Source organism: Pseudomonas lutea (assembly GCF_000759445.1).
In the GTDB taxonomy this organism is placed as follows: domain Bacteria; phylum Pseudomonadota; class Gammaproteobacteria; order Pseudomonadales; family Pseudomonadaceae; genus Aquipseudomonas; species Aquipseudomonas lutea.
In genome coordinates, this window is sequence record NZ_JRMB01000001.1 from 706,233 (window position 1) to 725,324 (window position 19,092).

Sequence of the window (19,092 nt, forward strand, 5' to 3'; positions counted from 1 at the left end):
GACCATGTATGAACAACCTGGTTGGTTGCAGGAGTTGTGGGTTGCCCGAGAAACGTTGTGGGCAGGGTTTTTGACCAGCGTGCAGTGCGCGGGGCTGGCGATTGTCTTCGGCACGGTGATCGGTGTGTTTGCCGGGCTGGTGCTGACCTACGGTAAATGGTGGGCGCGCCTGCCGTTTCGGGCCTATGTCGATCTGATACGCGGCACCCCGGTGTTCGTCCTCGTGCTGGCCTGCTTTTATATGGCACCGGCGCTGGGCTGGCAGATCGGCGCGTTTCAGGCCGGCGCCCTGGGGCTGACGCTGTTCTGCGGCTCTCACGTCGCTGAAATCGTGCGTGGCGCTCTTCAGGCGATACCGCGCGGGCAGCTGGAAGCTGGCAAAGCCATAGGCCTGACGTTTCCCCAGTCCCTCGGTTACGTGCTGCTGCCTCAGGCCTTGCGGCAGATATTGCCGACCTGGGTCAATTCGTCCACCGAGATCGTCAAGGCCTCCACGCTGCTGTCGGTCATCGGCGTTGCCGAACTGCTGCTCAGCACGCAGCAGGTGATTGCGCGCAATTTCATGACCCTGGAGTTTTACCTGTTCGCCGGCTTTCTTTTCTTCGTCATTAACTACGCCATCGAGCTTCTTGGGCGGCAAATCGAAAAACGGGTGGCCTTGCCATGACACAGACTCAAACCGCGACTGCCGCCCCGGCTCTGTTGAGCATCGAAGGGCTGCAAAAATCCTACGGCCCGGTCGAAGTGCTCAAGGGCGTCGACCTGAAGATGAACAAGGGCAACGTGGTGACGCTGATCGGCTCCAGCGGCTCCGGCAAGACCACGCTGCTGCGTTGCGTCAATCTGCTCGAAGAGTTTCAGGGTGGGCACATTCGCCTGGAAGGCCAGGACATCGGTTACAGCGACGTCAGCGGAAAACGCGTGCGCCATCCCGAGAAGCTCATCGCGCAGCACCGGGCGATGACGGGCATGGCGTTCCAGCAGTTCAATCTGTTCCCGCACCTCACCGCCCTGCAAAACGTCACCCTCGGCTTGCTCAAGGTCAAGAAGCTGCCCAAGGACCAAGCGGTCGCCCTGGCGGAAAAGTGGCTGGAGCGCGTCGGCCTGCTGGAGCGTCGCAATCACTTTCCGGGGCAACTGTCGGGTGGCCAGCAGCAACGCGTGGCGATTGCCCGCGCCATTGCGATGAACCCCAGCCTGATGCTCTTCGATGAGGTGACCTCGGCGCTCGACCCGGAACTGGTGGGCGAGGTGCTCAGCGTCATCAAGGGCCTGGCGGAAGAGGGCATGACCATGTTGCTGGTGACCCACGAAATGCGCTTTGCCTACGAGGTGTCTGATCAGATCGTCTTCATGAACCAGGGGCGCATTGAAGAGCAGGGCCCGCCCAAGGCACTGTTTGAACAACCCAAGTCAGCCCGATTGGCTGAATTCCTCAAGAACATTCGTTTTTAAAACGCTCAATCAAAGGAGATTTTCATGAGCATTACTCGTTACGGTGCAGGCAGTACCGCAGGTGGCGGCCAGCCACGCCCATTCGCACGCGCCGTCGAAGCCGATGGCTGGCTGCACGTGTCCGGTCAGGTGCCGGCTGAAAACGGTGAGATCATCAACGGCGGGATCGTCGAGCAGACCCATAAAACCATGCAAAACCTGGTGGCGATTCTGACTGAAGCCGGGTACGGCCTCGAAGACGTCGTGCGGGTCGGCGTATGGCTGGAAGACCCGCGGGATTTCTGGAGCTTCAACAAGGTGTTTGGCGAGTACTTCTCCCCGGAACACGCGCCTGCCCGCGCCTGCGTACAGGCGAGCATGATGGTGGATTGCAAAGTCGAGATCGATTGCATTGCCTACAAGAAGAAGTAGGGAGCAGCGGCAAGCTTTAAGCTGCAAGTCGGCAGAGCGCTGATGCAACACGTGCCGCTTGAAACTTGCAGCTTGAAACTTTCTTCTAGCCTGGAGCTGGTCCAATGACCGAAGACACCATCAAACGCCGGGCGCGAGGTTTGGACCGGGCGTTCGATATTCTCGATTTTCTCAAGGAGACCGGTACGCCGCTTCGGCCCAACGAGATCGCCAGTGGCATCGGCAGCCCCAAGTCGACGGTGTATGAACTGGTGAGCTCGCTGCTGGAGCGGCGCATTTTGGAGACGGTCGGCAAAGACGGCCACGTGTACCTGGGGCGGCAGCTGTACTTCCTGGGTCAGGCGCATTTGCGCCACTTCGATTTCACCCGCGAGGCCGAAGTCAGCCTGGGTGAGATCGTCGAGCAGACCCGGGAAACCGCACAGATGTGCCTGCTCAACGGGCGCAAGTACACCGTCGCGCTGATGAAAGAGGGCGCGCGGCATTTTCGTATTTCCTCGGATATCGGCGAAGACGCGCCGATTCCGTGGACCGCATCCGGGCGCCTGCTGCTCGGGCACCTGTCGGATCAGGCCATCATTGACCTGATCGACGACGAAGACTTCATTCTTCCGGATGGCAAGCGCCTGCCGGTCGAGACGTTTCTGGCCGAGATCCGCCAGGCCCACCAGGACGGCTTTTTTTCCTTCGACAGCATTGCCGACACCTTCACCCATTGCTTCGCCGCGCCGGTGCGCGACAAGCAGGGCATCTGCATTGCCACCTTGTGCATCGTCGCGCCGCGTGCCGACGCCACCGCGCACTATGCGCATTACCGACAGGTGCTGATCGACAGCGCCAACGGCCTGGCCCGGCGGGTCATCGAATAGCGTCGTCGATAGCGACGCATGACCCACACGAACACCAACATCAGGAGAACAGACATGAGCATTGCCGCGATCGAAAAAGGCGCCACGCAGCCAGGCGACCACTTGGTGCGCGACGTCAGCCTGCCCGCGCTGGTCATCCACGACAAGGCGCTGGAACACAACCTGCGCTGGATGCAGAAGTTTGTCAGCGACAGCGGTGCCGAGCTGGCGCCCCATGGCAAGACCAGCATGGTGCCGGCGTTATTCCGGCGGCAATTGCAGCATGGCGCGTGGGGCATGACCCTGGCCACGGCGGTGCAGACCCGTGCGGCATACGCCCACGGCGTCCGGCGCGTGTTGATGGCCAACCAACTGGTGGGTGCGCCGAACATGGCGATCATCGCCGAGATGCTCGGCGACGGGATGTTTGACTTTCACTGCATGGTCGACCACCCGGACAATGTCGCCGCGTTGGGCGAGTTCTTCGCCAGCAAGGGGCTGCAGCTCAATGTCATGATCGAGTACGGCGTAGTCGGTGGACGCTGCGGATGCCGCAGCGAGGCCGACGTCATGGCATTGGCTGATGCAATCGCCGCTCAACCTGCACTTAAACTGACCGGCATCGAAGGTTATGAAGGCGTGATTCACGGCGATCAGGCGGTTGCCGGTATACGTGAGTTCGCGACCTCGCTGGTGCGCTTGGCCGTGACCTTGCAGGACAAGGACGCATTCGCTCTGGAGCGGCCAATCGTGACAGCGTCCGGGTCAGCGTGGTACGACCTGATCGCCGAAGAATTCGACAAGCAGCAGGTGCGCGAGCGGTTCCTCAGCGTGTTGCGCCCCGGCAGTTACGTGGTTCACGACCACGGCATCTACAAAGAGGCCCAGTGCTGCGTGCTAGACCGTCGCCACGACCTGAGCGAGGGTTTGCAGCCGGCGATGGAAGTGTGGGCCCACGTGCAGTCCATGCCGGAACCGGGTTTTGCGGTGATCGCCATGGGCAAGCGTGACGTGGCATTTGACGCCGGGATGCCCAACCCGATCAGGCGCTACCGTCCGGGGACTGTTCCGGCGCAGAGCGACGATGTCAGCGCCTGCACAGTGACGGCGGTGATGGACCAGCACGCGTTCATGACCGTTGCGCCGGGATGCGAGCTGAAGGTAGGCGACATCGTGTCGTTCGGCACCTCGCACCCTTGTCTGACCTTCGACAAATGGCGGACGGGTTGCCTGGTCGGCGATGATCTGTGCGTCATTGAATCTTTTGAAACCTGCTTCTGACAGGAGTCAGCCATGAGTGAAATGGTCAGTCACAGCTATCCGCGTGTTGCGTTGATCGGCGAATGCATGATCGAGTTGCAGCAGCACGCCAACGGCTCGCTCAAGCAGAGCTTCGGTGGCGACACGTTGAACACTGCGGTGTACCTGTCGCGGCTGCTGGGCTCGGCGGCGCAGGTGGACTACGTCACCGCACTGGGGGACGACAGTTTCAGCGATGCGATGTGCCAGGTCTGGGCGGATGAAGGCATCGGCCTGAGCCGGGTGCAGCGTCTGCCGGGGCGGCTGCCGGGTTTGTATTGCATACAGACCGATGCCAGTGGCGAGCGACGGTTTCTCTACTGGCGCAACGAAGCCGCCGTGCGCGAATGCTTCACTACCCCGGCGGCTGAACCGGTGCTTGCGGCGCTGCCGGAATACGACGTGTTGTATTTCAGCGGCATCACCCTGGCGGTGCTGGGCGAGGTGGGCAGGGCACGTTTGTTGTCGACGCTGGGCGATGCGCGGGACCGCGGCGCGCGGGTGGTCTTCGACAACAATTACCGGCCACGGCTGTGGCGTAGCGTTGAGCAGGCACGCCAGGCTTATCGGGCCGTCATGCATGAGGTTGATCTGGCCCTGCTGACCGAGGAGGACGAGCAGGCGTTGTTCGATTACGCCGACGGCGAGCAGATCATGCAGGCGTATCGAGACATGGGCGTCAGCGAGGTGGTGATCAAGCGCGGTGCTCAGAGCTGCTTGATCAGCGTCGATGACCGCCGGCACGAGGTGGCCGCCCACCCGGTGCAGCGAGTCGTCGATACCACCGCGGCGGGCGACTCTTTCAGCGCCGCTTACCTGGCCCTGCGGTTGCGTGGCGGCAGCCCGGAAGATGCTGCGCAGGCCGGGCATCGATTGGCGAGCCTGGTGATTCAACACCCCGGCGCGTTGATTCCCAGAAGTGTGATGCCGATCTGAACGGGTAATGGTCGGTGTGCCCACCGGCCTATTCCCGGCTAAAGCCGGTCCCACTAAAGCATCTTGTCCATTCAGTGGGGTTGGTGGTGGGGCCTGGCTGAGGGAACACAGACACCTTGTGGGACCGGCTTCAGCCGGGAAGGGGCCCGGGAGATCGATGCAAGGGATCGGCTGTAGCCATCAATCCCTATAAAAAACCTGCACCAAGTGATACCCGAACTTGCTTTTGACCGGACCGTGTACCGTGCGCAACGGCTTTTTGAATATCACCTGGTCAATGGCGCCGACCATCTGACCCGGCCGCACTTCACCCAGATCCCCGCCACGCTTGCCACTCGGGCAGGTTGAGTATTTCTTCGCCAGCACGTCGAACGCCTCGCCTTTGGCAATGCGCTGCTTGAGTTGCTCGGCTTCTTCAGCGGTTTTGACCAGAATGTGACGGGCTTGAGCTTTCATGATGAACCAGGCGTCTCGATAAAAAAGCGGCGCATTATGCCTTTGCCGGGCGTTTTCGGGTAATTTCCCACACTTCGGCCGGACGAACGTCCGCAGCCCGGCTTACCGGCGCCTGGACCGGCATGCTGGCAAACAAGCCGAACGTTGAATCGGGCCCAATGTCGACTCAGTGTAGGCCTGCAGTCTCCTCAAACCTCTTGTGCGGTGTTGCCTTATGGATTTTCCGGCGTTGTTGAAGGTGCTCTCCACTCAGGATGGGTCAGATCTTTATCTGTCCACCGGCGCGCCGCCCTGCGCCAAGTTCAACGGCGTGCTCAAGCCATTGGGCACTGAGGCGTTCAAACCCGGTGACGTGGCGCTGATTGCCGCCGGCATCATGGACGCCGAGCAGCGCCATGATTTCGAGCGCGACCTGGAGATGAATCTGGCGTTCTCGCTGTCCGGGGTCGGGCGCTTTCGCATCAACATCTTCAAGCAGCGCAACGAAGTGTCCATCGTCGCGCGCAACATCAAGCTCGACATCCCCAAGTTCGAGGACCTGCACCTGCCGCCGGTGCTGCTCGATGTGATTATGGAGAAACACGGGCTGGTGCTGTTCGTGGGCGCGACCGGGTCGGGCAAGTCGACGTCGCTGGCGGCGTTGATCGATCACCGCAACCGTCATGCCAGCGGTCACATCATCACCATCGAAGACCCGGTGGAATTCATTCACAAGCACAAACGCTCGATCATCAATCAGCGCGAAGTCGGCGTGGACACCCGCAGCTTTCACGCGGCGTTGAAGAACACCCTGCGTCAGGCGCCGGACGTGATTCTGATCGGCGAAATCCGTGACCGTGAAACCATGGAGCACGCGCTGGCGTTCGCCGATACCGGTCACCTGGCGATCTCGACGCTGCACGCCAACAACGCCAACCAAGCGCTGGATCGCATCATCAATTTCTTCCCTGAAGAGCGCCGGCCGCAGTTGCTGCATGACCTGGGCAACAACCTCAAGGCTTTTGTCTCGCAACGGCTGGTGAAAACAACCGACGGCAAACGTCGCGCGGCGGTGGAGGTGATGCTTGGCACGCCGACCATTCGTGACCTGATCCACCGCAACGAACTGACCGAGCTCAAGGGCATCATGGAAAAGTCCACGAACCTTGGCATGCAGACGTTTGATAACGCGCTCTATGACCTGGCGGTGGAGGGTGCAATTACCGAAGACGAAGCGCTGAAAAACGCGGACTCGGCCAACAACGTGCGTCTGCGGCTCAAGCTGCACAGCGAAAACGGGCCATCGACCATCGCCACTGCGCCGCGCGCGCCGCAACCGGCCGCGCAGGTGAATGTGAAGGACTGGGGGCTGGTGGACGAGCGCGATGAACCGGGGAACTGAAATATAAGCTTCGCTGCCTGCTGCGGGTGAAGACGACGCACGATCCGTACAAGCCGGCGTGCCGGCGAACGCGGTGGGTCATTCACATTTTCGTATCTGGCACACCGCGTTCGCCAGCAAGCCGGCTCCTGCAGGTTTTCACCTGCTATCTATTTTGCAGTGCGTGATTTCAGCCGTGATCAATGGTGCGGTGCGACGCCTGACGCTTTCCCGGCTAAAGCCGGTCCCGCTTAAAGCACCTACGGTGTGTCTGGAGGTATAAGGTCTGACTGTAGGAGCGCGCTTGGCCGCGAATGCGATGTGTCAGCACCATCCAATCGCCTGACCCAACGCCTTCGCCAGCAAGCCGGCTCCTACAGGTTTCGCCCGTGGTCAATTTTCCCGGTGCGAGGTTTCAATCGTGATCAATTTTGCGGTACGAGATTTCAGCCGTGATCAATGGTGCGGTGCGACGCCTGACGCTTTCCCGGCTAAAGCCGGTCCCACTTAAAGCATCTGCGGTGTGTCTGGAGGTATAAGGTCTGACTGTAGGAGCGCGCTTGCCCGCGAATGCGATGTGTCAGCGCCATCCATTCGCCTGACCCAACGCCTTCGCCAGCAAGCCGGCTCCTGCAGGCTTCGCCCGTGGTCAATTTTTCCGATTCGAGATTTCAACCACCATCAATGTTGCGGTGCGAGATTTCCACCGTGATCAGTGTTGCGATGCAACACCTGACGCTTTACCGGCTAACGCCGGTCCCACTCACGGCATCTGCGGTGGGTCCGGGTGTATGCGTTGTGACTGTAGGAGCCGGCTTGCTGGCGAAAGCATTGGTCCAGTGGCCCCTTTCATCACTGGCCAACCACATTCGCCAGCAAGCCGGTTCCTACGGACCGCGCATTCAGCCAGCAGGCGTCTGGGTCTGCCTTATATTCGACAGAGCAGGGCACCTACCGCGCCAGCCATCCGCCATCGATATTCCACGCCGCGCCTCGGACTTGCGCGCCGGCCTCACTGCACAGGAACAAGGTCAGCTCGCCCAATTGCGACGGCGTGACAAACTCCAGTGACGGCTGTTTTTCGGCCAGCAGGTCATGCTTGGCCTGCTCAAGGTCCCCTGTTTCGGCGGCGCGGTCATCGATCTGCTTCTGCACCAGTGGCGTCAGCACCCAGCCCGGGCAAATCGCGTTGCAAGTAACGTTAGCGGCTGCGGTCTCCAGCCCGACGACCTTGGTCAGGCCGATGACGCCATGCTTGGCCGCTACGTACGCCGCCTTACCCGTTGATCCGACAAGCCCGTGCACCGAGGCGATGTTGACGATGCGCCCCCAGCCCCTGGCGCGCATACCCGGCAGACTCAGTCGCGTGGTGTGGAAGACCGAAGAAAGGTTGATGGCGATGATCTTGTCCCAGCTCTCCACCGGAAAGTCTTCCACCGCATCCACATGCTGGATCCCCGCGTTGTTTACCAGAATGTCGACGCCGCCAAACTCGCGCTCCGCGTAGGCAATCATGTCGGCGATCTGCGCCACATCACTGACGTCGGCGGGGTGGTGGCCGACCTTGCCGCCATACTGCCTGACCTGCTCGATCACCGCCGATGCATCGCCAAAGCCATTAAGCACCAGATCGGCACCGGCTTTGGCCAGCGTCAGCGCGATGCCCAGACCGATGCCGCTGGTGGAGCCGGTCACCAATGCCGTTTTGCCTTGCAGACTCATGTTGTGTTCCTCATACGATGCCGGTTGCATAGAAAACCCCGATTACCACAAACACCGCGAGTGTCTTGATGATCGTGATGCCGAAGATGTCCTTGTAAGCCTCGCGGTGGGTCAGGCCTGTCACCGCCAGCAGGGTGATAACCGCGCCATTGTGCGGCAGGGTGTCCATGCCGCCGCTGGCCATGGCGGCGACACGGTGCAGCACTTCCAGCGGGATATTGGCCGCGTGGGCGGCGGCAATGAAGCTGTCGGACATCGCAGCCAGGGCGATGCTCATGCCGCCGGATGCGGAGCCGGTAATCCCGGCCAGCAGCGTCACTGTGATGGCTTCGTTGACCAGCGGATTGGGAATGCTTTTGAGCCCGTCGGCCAGCACCAGAAAGCCAGGCAACGAGGCGATCACCGCGCCAAAACCGTATTCGGACGCGGTGTTCATCGCTGCCAGCAACGCGCCGCTGACCGCCCCTTTGCTGCCTTCGGCCAGTTTCGATTTGACGGTGGTAAAGGCAAACACCAGCACAAAGAGAATCCCGACCAGCAAGGCCGCCTCCACCGCCCAGATCGCCGTGATTTTGGAGATTTCAGTCTGCACCGGCGTCGCCATGCCCGGCAGCGCCAGGGTGTGGGTCTTGCCGTACCACTGGGGAATCCATTGTGTGAACAACAGGTTCATCACACCCACCAGCAGCAGTGGTGCGAGTGCTACCCAGGGGTTGGGCAGGGCGATGTCGGCAGGGGTGTCCGGCTCGTTACGCAGTTCGGTGCCGTAGCCTTCGCCCGCGCGCTGCGCCTTGTTACGCTGGCGCTGAAGAAACAGCATGCCGACGCTGAACACGAACGCCGTGCCGATCAACCCCAGCCACGGTGCGGCCCACGCGGTGGTGTTGAAAAATGTGGACGGGATGATGTTCTGGATCTGTGGCGTGCCGGGCAAGGCGTCCATGGTGAACGAGAAAGCGCCGAGGGCGATGGTCGCCGGAATTAATCGCTTGGGGATGTTGCTCTGGCGGAACATCTCCGCCGCGAAGGGATAGACCGCAAACACCACCACGAACAGCGAAACACCACCGTATGTCAGCAGCGCGCAGACCAGCACGATGACCAGCATCGCCTGACGCGTTCCCAGCAAGCGAATGGCCGCTGCAACGATGGAGCGGGAGAAGCCGGACAATTCAATCAGCTTGCCAAACACGGCGCCCAGCAGGAAGACCGGAAAGTAGAGTTTGACGAAGCCGACCATTTTGTCCATGAACACGCCGGTGAAGGCCGGCGCCACGGCAGAGGGGTCGGTGAGCAGCACTGCACCGAGCGCCGCAATGGGCGCGAAAAGGATGACGCTGTAACCCCGGTACGCAGCCAGCATCAGCAGCGTTAGCGCCGCTAAAGCGATGATCACACTCATCGAGTGTCTCCTGTTGTTTTTGTTATGGATGCGGCGATGCCGCGCAACAGGAGGTATAGCCACTTTCGTGCCACTGCGCCAAGTGGCTGACTTTATTACGTTTTTTTGCTAACGGATTGTTCAATCCCATAAGACTGTCCAGCAATTGAGACTGTCCGCAGGGTCTTACAGCCAGAGGCTGCCGCATTCATCCCTGTCAGCCGCTCTAAACAGGCGGCGGTGTGGCAGTCCACCTGCGTGGATGCGAGTCTCAGTATTGAGACTCGGCAATTCCCAGCGCCGCCATCTTCTTGTACAGAGTGGAGCGACCGAGGCCCAGCTGCCGGGCCGCCAGCACGACATTGCCCGCACATTGGGCCAGCTTCGCCTGGATCAGCTCGCGGTCGAAATGCTGACGCGCCTCGCTGTAAGTCTGATCGTTTGACGCCGGAGACAGCGAACCGCGGGGCGAAGTCACCGGCACCAGTGTGCCGATCGCAGAGCGGATGTCGCCAGGGGTGAGCAGCAGATCGTCACTCAACAGCGCAGCACGTTCCAGCACGTTGCGCAGCTCGCGAATATTTCCCGGCCAGGCGTGTTGCGCGAGGACCGACATCGCGGCAGGCGCCAGTTCGTGCTGGCTGCGCAGGTCCTCGAGAATGGCCTCGGTCAACGCCGGAATGTCGTCCGGACGCTCGCGTAACGGCGGCACCGTGATCGGCAGCACGCTCAGTCGGTAGTAGAGATCGGCGCGGAATTCGCCTCGTTTGATCGCGGCTTCCAGGTCGGTGGAAGTCGCAGCGATAAGGCGCACGTCACTCTTGAGCAACTGGTTGGAGCCCACCGGCTCGTATTCTTTCTCCTGGAGCACGCGTAACAATTTGCTTTGCAGCGGCAGGGGCATGTCGCCGATCTCGTCCAGAAACAGCGTGCCACCTTCGGCCAGGTGCAGCTTGCCATGGCGCCCTTTGCGGTCGGCGCCGGTGAAAGCGCCCGGCGCGGTGCCGAAGAACTCTGCCTCCAGCAACGCTTCGGGGATGGCCGCACTGTTGATGCTGATGAATGGCTTGTGCGCTCGGGGAGAGGTGTTGTGCACGGCATGGGCCAGCAGCTCTTTCCCGGTGCCGGTCTCGCCAAGCAACAACACTGGCGAGTCGCTGCTGGCGCTGCGGCGCGCCCGGCGTTTCACTTCAAGACTGGCCTCGCTCGTGCCAATGAAGTGCGCAAAGCTGTATTTGGCCTGGCGCGCGCGAAGCTGCGAGCGGGTCGAGGCCAGCTCCTGCTGCATGCTCGAATAGCGCTTGAGCAGTGGCGACAGCGCGTGCAGCTCGTCAAACAGGGCGAAGCCGATGGCGCCGATCACCGCGCCGCCGTCGTCGTGAATGGGCAGGCGCATGACCACCAGCGGATCCTTTGCCGTGTCCATCATGTCCAGCAGGATCGGCTGGCCATTGCTCGCGACCTGGCGCAGCAAACTGCCGGGGATCACCTGCTCGCAAGGCTGACCGACCGCGCGACTCGGGTCTTCCAGGCCGAAGCGGCGGGCGTACCGCTCGTTGATCCAGACAATGCGGGCGTCGCGGTCAACGATGACCGTGCCCTCACTGGACTGCTCGATGATCTCGAAAAGCGAACGGATCGCCAATCGCCGAACGCGTCGGTAATCCTTGAGGCTCTCGCTGTCTTTCATGCGCGGTTCCATCCATCGTGTTTCTCGGCATCTGGCCGCACAGACTACGGGTTGATACGTGCCTCAGTTAAAGCCGGGGTGCGCCGCTGCGAGCAATTCCCGGGTGTAGGGGTGCTGCGGGGCATCGAACACATCATGGCTCGCGCCGCGCTCCACCACTTTGCCGTCCTTGACCACAATCATGTCATGGGCCAGGGCCTTGACCACGGCCAGGTCATGGCTGATGAACAGGTACGTCAGCCCGTGTTTTTCCTGCAATTGGCGAAGCAACGCGACGACCTGCTTCTGCACCGTACGGTCAAGCGCAGAGGTCGGTTCGTCGAGCAGTATCAAGGCAGGTTTGAGCACAAGGGCACGGGCAATGGCGATGCGTTGTCGCTGCCCGCCGGAAAACTCATGGGGATAGCGGTGCCGGCTCGACGGGTCGATGCCGACTTCCTCCAGCGCCCGGATCACTTCGGCCTCACAGCTGGCCTTGTCCAGGTCGCTGTGAACTTCCAACCCCTCGCTGATGATCTGTGCCACCGACATGCGCGGGCTGAGGCTGCCGTAAGGGTCCTGAAAGACGACCTGCATCTGCTTGCGCCACGGGCGCATCTGCTTTTGCGTCAGGCTGTCGAGCGCATGACCCTTGAAGCGGATACTGCCACGCGATTCCAGCAAGCGCAGGATTGCCTGACCAAGTGTCGATTTGCCTGAACCCGACTCGCCGACGATGCCCAGGGTTTTGCCGCGCTCGATGCTGAGGCTGATGTCGTCGACAGCCTTCAGGTACTCGTGATGCCGGTTGAATATCCCGCCGCCGAGGGAGAACCAGACGCGCAGATTATCGACTTCCAGCACTTTTTCGCGGCTGTCACGGGGCAGAGGCTCGCCCGCCGGCTCAGCATCCAGCAGCAGGCGGCTGTAAGGATGTTGCGGGTTTTTGAACAACAGCTGGCAGTTGGACTGCTCGACGATTTCCCCGGCGCGCATCACGCAGACCCGCTGGGCGATGCTGTGCACCAGGTTGAGATCGTGACTGATCAGCAACAGCGACATGTTCAGGCGTTGCTGCAGTTGTTTGAGCAGCAGCAGGATCTTGCGCTGTACGGTGACGTCCAGCGCCGTGGTCGGCTCGTCGGCGATCAGCAATTCAGGCTCGCAGGCCAGGGCCATGGCGATCATCACCCGCTGGCGCTGGCCGCCGGACAACTCATGCGGATAGGCCTTGAGGCGCTTCTTCGGGTGTTGAATGCCGACCAGCTCCAGCAACTCGATGATCCGCGCCTGGGCTGCCTTGCCGGCCAGGCCCTTGTGCAGCAACAAGGTCTCGCCGATTTGCCGGGACACCGTGTGCAGCGGGTTCAGCGAGGTCATTGGCTCCTGGAAGATCATCGCGATCTGGTTGCCGCGCAATTCGCGCATGACGTTGCCGTCGGCGCCAAGCAATTCCTTGCCGCGATAACGAATGCTGCCGGTACTTTGCGTGCCGGCCTGTGGCAGCAGTTGCAGGATCGAGTGAGCCGTCACCGACTTGCCCGAGCCCGATTCGCCGACCAGCGCCAGGCATTCGCCAGCGGGGATGTCCAGGTTGATGTGCTTGACCACGGTGTTGCCGTTGAACGACACCGAGAGGTCGCGGATTTCGATCAGGTTTTCGGACATCTCAAGACCTCGGGTCGAAGGCATCCCGCAGGGCCTCGCCAATGAACACCAGCAGCGACAGGATCAGCGCCAGGGTAAAAAATGCGGTGAAGCCGAGCCAGGGAGCCTGCAGGTTCTGCTTGCCCTGGGCGATCAGCTCACCCAGCGAGGCGCTGCCGGCCGGCATGCCGAAACCGAGAAAATCCAGCGCTGTGAGGGTCGAAATCGCCCCGGTCAGAATGAACGGCAGGTAGCTGAGCGTTGCGTTCATCGCGTTGGGCAAAATGTGCCGCAGGATCACCTTGCGGTCATCCAGCCCCAATGCCCGGGCCGCTTTGACATACTCGAGATTGCGCCCGCGCAGGAACTCGGCGCGCACCACATCCACCAGAGCCAGCCATGAAAACAGCGCCATGATCCCCAGCAGCCACCAGAAGTTGGGCTCGACGAAGCCCGACAGAATGATCAACAGGTACAGCACCGGCAGGCCGGACCAGACTTCGAGCAGACGCTGACCGATCAAATCCACCCAACCACCGTAATAGCCCTGCAAAGCGCCGGCGGCGATGCCGATCAGCGCACTGACGAAGGTCAACGCCAAGGCAAACAGAATCGACACCCGGGCACCGAATATCACCCGCGCCAGCACGTCACGCGCCTGATCGTCGGTGCCCAGCCAGTTGATCGAGGACGGCGGGCTGGGGGCGGGCTTGTTCAGGTCGTAGTTGGGCGTGTCATCGCTGAACGGAATGGGTGGGAACAGCATCCAGCCGTCGCCCTTGCTGATCAGCTGCCGCACGTAGTCGCTGCGGTAATCGGGCTGGAACGGCAACTGCCCGCCGAACTCCTGCTCGGTGTGACGCTTGAACGCAGGGAAGTACAGCTCATGCTGATAACTCAACACCAGCGGCTTGTCGTTGGCGATCAGCTCGCCGCACAGGCTGAGCGCGAACAGCCCGCAAAACAGCCACAACGACCACCAGCCGCGGCGATTATTGCGAAAGCGCTCGAAGCGGCGGCGGGCCACCGGAGACAATCTGCGCATCATGCATTCCTCGCGCTGAAATCGATTCGGGGGTCGACCAGGGTGTAGCAGATGTCCCCGACCAGCTTTATCAGCAGCCCGAACAGCGTGAAGATGAACAACGACCCGAACACCACCGGGTAGTCTCGTGACACGGCGGCCTCATAACTCATACGGCCAAGGCCATCGAGGGAGAAGATGACCTCGATCATCAACGAACCGGCGAAGAACACGCTGATGAACGCTTGAGGGATGCCGGCGACGATCAACAACATCGCGTTGCGGAACACATGGCCATACAGCACGCGTCGCTCGCTCAATCCCTTGGCACGCGCGGTCACCACGTATTGACGGGTGACTTCGTTGAGAAACGAGTTTTTGGTGAGGATCGTCAGCGTGGCGAAACCGCCGATCACCAGCGAGGTGACCGGCAGCACCAGGTGCCAGAAGTAATCGGCGATCTTGCCCCACGTGCTCAATTGATCGAAGTTCTCGGACACCAGACCGCGCACCGGGAACCAGCTCAGTGACGTGCCGCCGGCGAACAGCACCACCAGCAGCATGGCAAACAGAAACGCCGGCATGGCGTAGCCGATGATGATCGCGGTGCTGCTCCAGATATCGAAGTGGCTGCCGTGCTTGACCGCCTTGCGAATGCCCAGCGGGATCGACACCAGGTAGGTGATCAACGTCGCCCATAGCCCGAGAGAAATGGACACCGGCATCTTCTGCAGAATCAGGTCAGTGACTTTGGCACCGCGAAAGAAGCTGTTGCCGAAATCCAGCTGAGCGTAGTTCTTCAGCATGAGCCACAGGCGCTCGTGCAGGGGTTTGTCGAATCCGTACTGGCGCTCGATTTCCTTGATCAGCTTGGGGTCCAGCCCCCGGGTGGCGCGGGACTGGCCAGCGTTCATGGTTTCAGTATGACCCGCGCCGATGGTCCCGCCGGCAACGCCCTGCAGCTTGGCGATGGCCTGCTCGACCGGGCCGCCCGGTGCCGCCTGCACGATGAAAAAATTGACCAGCAAAATGCACAGCAGCGTCGGGATGATCAGCAGCAGGCGCCTCGTCAGGTAGCCGAGCATTACTTGACCTCCGAAGGGATCGCCGAGGCGCCCCGTTGTTGGGCGAACTGTTCATTGGTCAGCGCCTGAGGGCTGACTTCCCACCAGGTGTCGATGGCCTCGCTGTTGCTGGCCTGCACCTTGGGGATGCCAAAGCGGTTCCACCACACGGTGGAAGAACCGGGCGGGTAATAGTTGGGAATCCAGTAGAAGCCCCATTGCAGCACGCGGTCCAGGGCATGGGCATAGTCGATCATCGCGGGCTTGCTGTCGGCTTTGGCGAGGCCTTCAATAAGGGCATCAACGGCCGGGTCGCGCAGCACCATGTAATTGCTGGAGCCGGAATCGTTGGCGACCCGGGAGCCGAAATTGTTGTAAAGCTCCATGCCGGGGGAGGTGGAGACCCCGTAACCGGTGACGATCATGTCGTAATCGCGGGCCATGACCCTGTTCAGGTACTGCGCCGAATCGATGCGACGAATCTCGAAATCGATGCCGATCTGCGCGAGGTTGCGCTTGTACGGCAGCAGGATTTTCTCGAAGCCACTCTGGCCATTGAGGAAGGTGAAGCTCAGAGGCTCGCCCTGAGCATTGACCAGCTTGTCACCCTGCGGCATCCATCCCGCTTCTTCGAGCAGCGCCAGCGCCTGCAGTTGTTTGTCACGGATGAACCCGCTGCCATCGGTTTTCGGGGTCTTGAATACCGTGGTGAATACCTCCGGAGGGACCTGACCGCGCAGCGGCTCAAGGATCTTAAGCTCCGACTCGGTCGGCAATGCCGTCGCCGCCAGATCGCTGTTGGAGAAATAACTGTTCTGACGCACATACACGTTGCGCATCATTTGCTTGTTGGTCCACTCGAAGTCCCACAGCAGGGCCAGCGCCTGGCGTACGCGGCGGTCCTGAAACTTCGGGCGGTCGAGGTTGAACACGAAACCCTGGGAGCTCTGCACGGCACCCTTGGCGAGGTGGGCGCGTTGCAGGCGGCCCTCGGTCAGCGCCGGGCTGTCGTAGCCGATCGAGTAGCCGGTGGCCGAGTATTCGCGGTTGTAGTCATATCCACCCCCGCGCAGGACCTGGCGGGCGACGTCGGTGTCGCCGAAGTACTCGACGCTGAAGTGGTCGAAATTGTAGGTGCCGCGATTGACCGGCAGGTCTTTGCCCCACCAGTCAGGGTCGCGCTCGAAGGTAATGCTGCGGCCGGCGTCGACCTTGCCGATACGGTAAGGGCCACTGCCCACCGGGATCTCGAATCCACCGCCGTTGGCAAAATCGCGGTCCTTCCACCAATGCTCCGGGAACACCGGCAGCGAGGCCAGGTCGAGCGGCAGGGTGCGGCTTTCGCTGCTTTTGAAATCAAAGCGGATCTGCGAGGCAGACTCGACCTCGACGCCTTTGACGTCCTGAAACTCGGTGCGGTACGACAGGCTGCCCTGGGTCATCAGCAGGTCGTAGGTGTAGCGCACGTCCTGGGCAGTGATGGGCGAGCCATCTGAAAACCTGGCTTTGGGGTTCAAGTAGAACCGCAGGGACATGCCGTCGGCAGCGCGCTCCATCTTTTCTGCAATCAGCCCATACACCGTGTACGGCTCATCCAGCGACCGCACGGCCAGCGGGGAGTAAAGCAAACCATTGACCTGCGCCACGCCAGTGCCTTTGTCGAGGTAGGGCATGATGTGGTCAAACTGACCGATTTCCTGCGCAGAGCGGCGCATGCTGCCGCCTTTTGGGGCATCCGGGTTCACGTAGTCGAAATGCGCGAATGTCGCCGGGTATCGCGGCGCCTCGCCGTAAACGGTCAATGCATGTTGAGGTGCGGCGGACAAGGCCTGTAAGCCTGAGACGAGGACCAGTGTTGCAACCATCAGCGATGACAAAACAAAACGCATTCCACGAATCCTGACTGACATCACTGAGCGATATCAGGGTTGAAGGTCATGACGGGCGCTTGCGGCCGGTCCGGTTTTTATAGTGATTACCCCGGTGGCAAGGTACCGCAAAGCCGAAAGCTTTGTAACCGGACAATACCGACGGTTGATGACTTCTTTGTTGGCACCGCTGGGACAGCCAGCGATGCTTCCTCCACGCCGATCCCGCCCCCGGTGCTGCGCGTTCTGCCCGGCTCGGGCTCGGTGTAGCAATTTTCCTGCCGCAAAACCCGGTAGCAGCGACAGGGCCCGCGTTTCAATACCAGCGCCGCAATGCCAGCGTTTCAACTTCACAAAAACAAACGGCCCGCATCAAGGGCGGGCCGTTTATGTTGCAACGCGCAGGATCAGTCCTGACGGCTGGTCACTTCCAGCAGGTGATAACCGAACTGTGTCTTCACCGGGCCTTGCACGACATTGACCGGGGCGCTGAACACCACCGTGTCGAATTCCTTGACCATCTGGCCAGGACCAAAGGAGCCAAGGTCCCCGCCTTGACGGCTCGATGGGCAGCTGGAGTTGGATTTGGCGACTTCGGCGAAATCAGCACCGCCTTCGATCTGAGCTTTGAGTTCGTTGCACTTCTCTTCGCTGGATACGAGGATGTGGCGGGCAGTGGCTTTGGCCATTTGGGTAACTCCTGTGAAAAAAAGAAAACGAGCGTACCGGAATAAGGGTCGCGTTTCTCGAGAAAGTTCAGGTCGGCGCTTCGGTGCGTGACCGGTGACAGCGGTGGCTAAAGGCCTTTGCTCCACAACAGGGCTGCGTGGTCCAGATAGAGCTTCACAGGTTCGAGCTGCTTTCGCACCAGGCCGGCACTCTGGTTGATCGAGTCCACGTGGTCCATTGGGTAGTCCGAGCGGATGACCTTGCCCAGATGGGAACTGAATCGCCCCACCAGACCGTCATTGGACGCGGCCTCCTTTTCAAACAATCGCGAATAACTGCGCAGCGCAAGGTGCAGCGGGTCCAGGGCGTTACGCCCTTCGGCAAACAGCGAGCCGCCGATGCAGCCGCTCCACGAGTAATAATGCACGCCGTTCACGCGCTCCGCGCCTTCGCCACCCCATGTGGATGGCAGCCCATGAGAGTACTTGCGGTTGAACGACGCAACGCCTTCGGACGTGAGCGCATCCAGCGCCTTCACAGGATCCTGGGGAAGCTCGGCATTGCCACTGAGCAATGACAGAAAATGCACAAAGCCTGCGGTCAGTCGCGAGGCCACCGCTTCGGGCAGCTGCCCGGGCGTCAGCGCACGGCGCACCCGGTCTGCGACCTCGGAACCGTGATTGGGTCCGCTCACCGACGTCACCGACGCGACGATGTCGGGCCGCAGTGCAGCGGCATAGCGAGAGGTCAGCGCGCCCTGGCTGTGCCCGATCAGATTGACCTTGAGATATCCGGTGCGGCGCAGGAAACGCTCGATCTGATCAATCAGCTGTTCGCCACGGGTCTCGTTGTCATGCACCCCTGAAAGCGCGGGCACATGTACCCGACAGCCCGCTTTCTCCAACGCTTGGGGGATGGCATGGAACATCTCTACCTTGCCGATCCGGTCGAAGCCGAACAACCCGTGGACGAGCAAAATGGGGTATTTGGTGGTGACTTCCGTGCGCATGTCTGTCGTTCCTTCGAAAAGAGAAGGAGCGAGCTTAAACAGCGCAGCGGGTGCGCGCAGGCGGCATAGGGAAGGCCGTCGACGATGTTGTGCGAGAGTTTGCAAAGCGCCTCAAGCGCTGCGAGCCTTGCGCGCCGGGGGTGCCTGAAAAAGCGTTGGTCACGGGCTACAGATACGCAGGCTGCCGACGCCGCTTTCCCACAACGGCCGTCCTCATCGCGACAGGCCGTGGCTGATCGCGACGACGCCATTCGGGAAGGCTGGGTACAGAGCC

Annotated in this window: 17 protein-coding genes; 7 read left to right on the forward strand and 10 right to left on the reverse strand. The window is 61.2% G+C overall.

Annotated elements, in window-relative coordinates; all coding sequences use genetic code 11:
• Nucleotides 1-4: 4 nt before the first annotated feature.
• From LT42_RS02950 to kdgK, 6 genes are all read left to right on the forward strand, one after another.
• Nucleotides 5-667 carry an amino acid ABC transporter permease gene (locus LT42_RS02950; RefSeq protein ID WP_037009813.1) on the forward strand — a complete coding sequence of 221 codons (663 nt, stop codon included), beginning with the start codon at nt 5-7 and terminating at the stop codon, nt 665-667.
• A complete protein-coding gene (locus LT42_RS02955; protein ID WP_037009814.1) occupies nt 664-1,455 on the forward strand; it encodes an amino acid ABC transporter ATP-binding protein in 792 nt (263 codons plus the stop codon). Before LT42_RS02950 ends, LT42_RS02955 begins: the two co-directional genes overlap by 4 nt.
• Nucleotides 1,456-1,479: 24 nt before the next feature.
• Entirely contained in the window at nt 1,480-1,866 is a 387-nt protein-coding gene (locus LT42_RS02960) for a RidA family protein (RefSeq protein ID WP_037009815.1), read from the forward strand.
• A 104-nt stretch (nt 1,867-1,970) separates the two neighbouring features.
• Entirely contained in the window at nt 1,971-2,735 is a 765-nt protein-coding gene (locus LT42_RS02965) for an IclR family transcriptional regulator (protein ID WP_037009816.1), read from the forward strand.
• Between the two features lie 54 nt (nt 2,736-2,789).
• A complete protein-coding gene (locus LT42_RS02970) occupies nt 2,790-3,995 on the forward strand; it encodes an amino acid deaminase (protein WP_037009817.1) in 1,206 nt (401 codons plus the stop codon).
• Between the two features lie 12 nt (nt 3,996-4,007).
• Nucleotides 4,008-4,949, forward strand: a complete 942-nt coding sequence (gene kdgK / locus LT42_RS02975) for a 2-dehydro-3-deoxygluconokinase (RefSeq protein WP_037009818.1) — start codon at nt 4,008-4,010, stop codon at nt 4,947-4,949.
• Between the two features lie 180 nt (nt 4,950-5,129).
• Here the strand turns inward: kdgK and LT42_RS02980 are convergent, their stop codons facing one another.
• Nucleotides 5,130-5,405, reverse strand: a complete 276-nt coding sequence (locus LT42_RS02980; protein ID WP_037009819.1) for a peptidylprolyl isomerase — start codon at nt 5,403-5,405, stop codon at nt 5,130-5,132.
• Between the two features lie 214 nt (nt 5,406-5,619).
• Between LT42_RS02980 and LT42_RS02985 the strand changes: the two genes are divergently transcribed.
• The gene (locus LT42_RS02985; protein ID WP_037009820.1) at nt 5,620-6,786 is read left to right on the forward strand and encodes a PilT/PilU family type 4a pilus ATPase; all 1,167 of its coding nucleotides are present in this window, start codon (nt 5,620-5,622) and stop codon (nt 6,784-6,786) included.
• A gap of 930 nt (nt 6,787-7,716) precedes the next feature.
• On the opposite strand, the gene LT42_RS02990 is transcribed toward LT42_RS02985, so the two are convergent.
• From LT42_RS02990 to LT42_RS03030, 9 genes are all read right to left on the reverse strand, one after another.
• The gene (locus tag LT42_RS02990) at nt 7,717-8,487 is read right to left on the reverse strand and encodes a 3-hydroxybutyrate dehydrogenase (protein ID WP_037009821.1); all 771 of its coding nucleotides are present in this window, start codon (nt 8,485-8,487) and stop codon (nt 7,717-7,719) included.
• A gap of 10 nt (nt 8,488-8,497) precedes the next feature.
• Nucleotides 8,498-9,889, reverse strand: a complete 1,392-nt coding sequence (locus tag LT42_RS02995) for a GntP family permease (protein WP_037009822.1) — start codon at nt 9,887-9,889, stop codon at nt 8,498-8,500.
• Nucleotides 9,890-10,139: 250 nt separating this feature from the next.
• Nucleotides 10,140-11,558: a sigma-54 interaction domain-containing protein gene (locus LT42_RS03000; RefSeq protein ID WP_037009824.1), complete on the reverse strand. Its 1,419-nt coding sequence runs from the start codon at nt 11,556-11,558 to the stop codon at nt 10,140-10,142.
• Nucleotides 11,559-11,621: 63 nt separating this feature from the next.
• On the reverse strand, nt 11,622-13,205 hold the full coding sequence (locus LT42_RS03005) for an ABC transporter ATP-binding protein (RefSeq protein ID WP_037009827.1): 1,584 nt from the start codon (nt 13,203-13,205) through the stop codon (nt 11,622-11,624).
• 1 nt (nt 13,206) lies between these two features.
• Nucleotides 13,207-14,229: an ABC transporter permease gene (locus LT42_RS03010; RefSeq protein ID WP_037009829.1), complete on the reverse strand. Its 1,023-nt coding sequence runs from the start codon at nt 14,227-14,229 to the stop codon at nt 13,207-13,209.
• Entirely contained in the window at nt 14,229-15,293 is a 1,065-nt protein-coding gene (locus tag LT42_RS03015; RefSeq protein ID WP_037009834.1) for a microcin C ABC transporter permease YejB, read from the reverse strand. Before LT42_RS03015 ends, LT42_RS03010 begins: the two co-directional genes overlap by 1 nt.
• Nucleotides 15,293-17,161 (reverse strand): extracellular solute-binding protein, encoded by a 1,869-nt coding sequence (locus tag LT42_RS03020; RefSeq protein WP_037009835.1) that lies wholly within the window; start codon nt 17,159-17,161, stop codon nt 15,293-15,295. The genes LT42_RS03015 and LT42_RS03020 overlap by 1 nt, the downstream gene beginning before the upstream one ends.
• 386 nt (nt 17,162-17,547) lie before the next feature.
• Entirely contained in the window at nt 17,548-17,829 is a 282-nt protein-coding gene (locus LT42_RS03025) for a peptidylprolyl isomerase (RefSeq protein WP_027898593.1), read from the reverse strand.
• A 107-nt stretch (nt 17,830-17,936) separates the two neighbouring features.
• A complete protein-coding gene (locus LT42_RS03030) occupies nt 17,937-18,818 on the reverse strand; it encodes a triacylglycerol lipase (RefSeq protein WP_037009836.1) in 882 nt (293 codons plus the stop codon).
• Between the last annotated feature and the right edge of the window lie 274 nt (nt 18,819-19,092).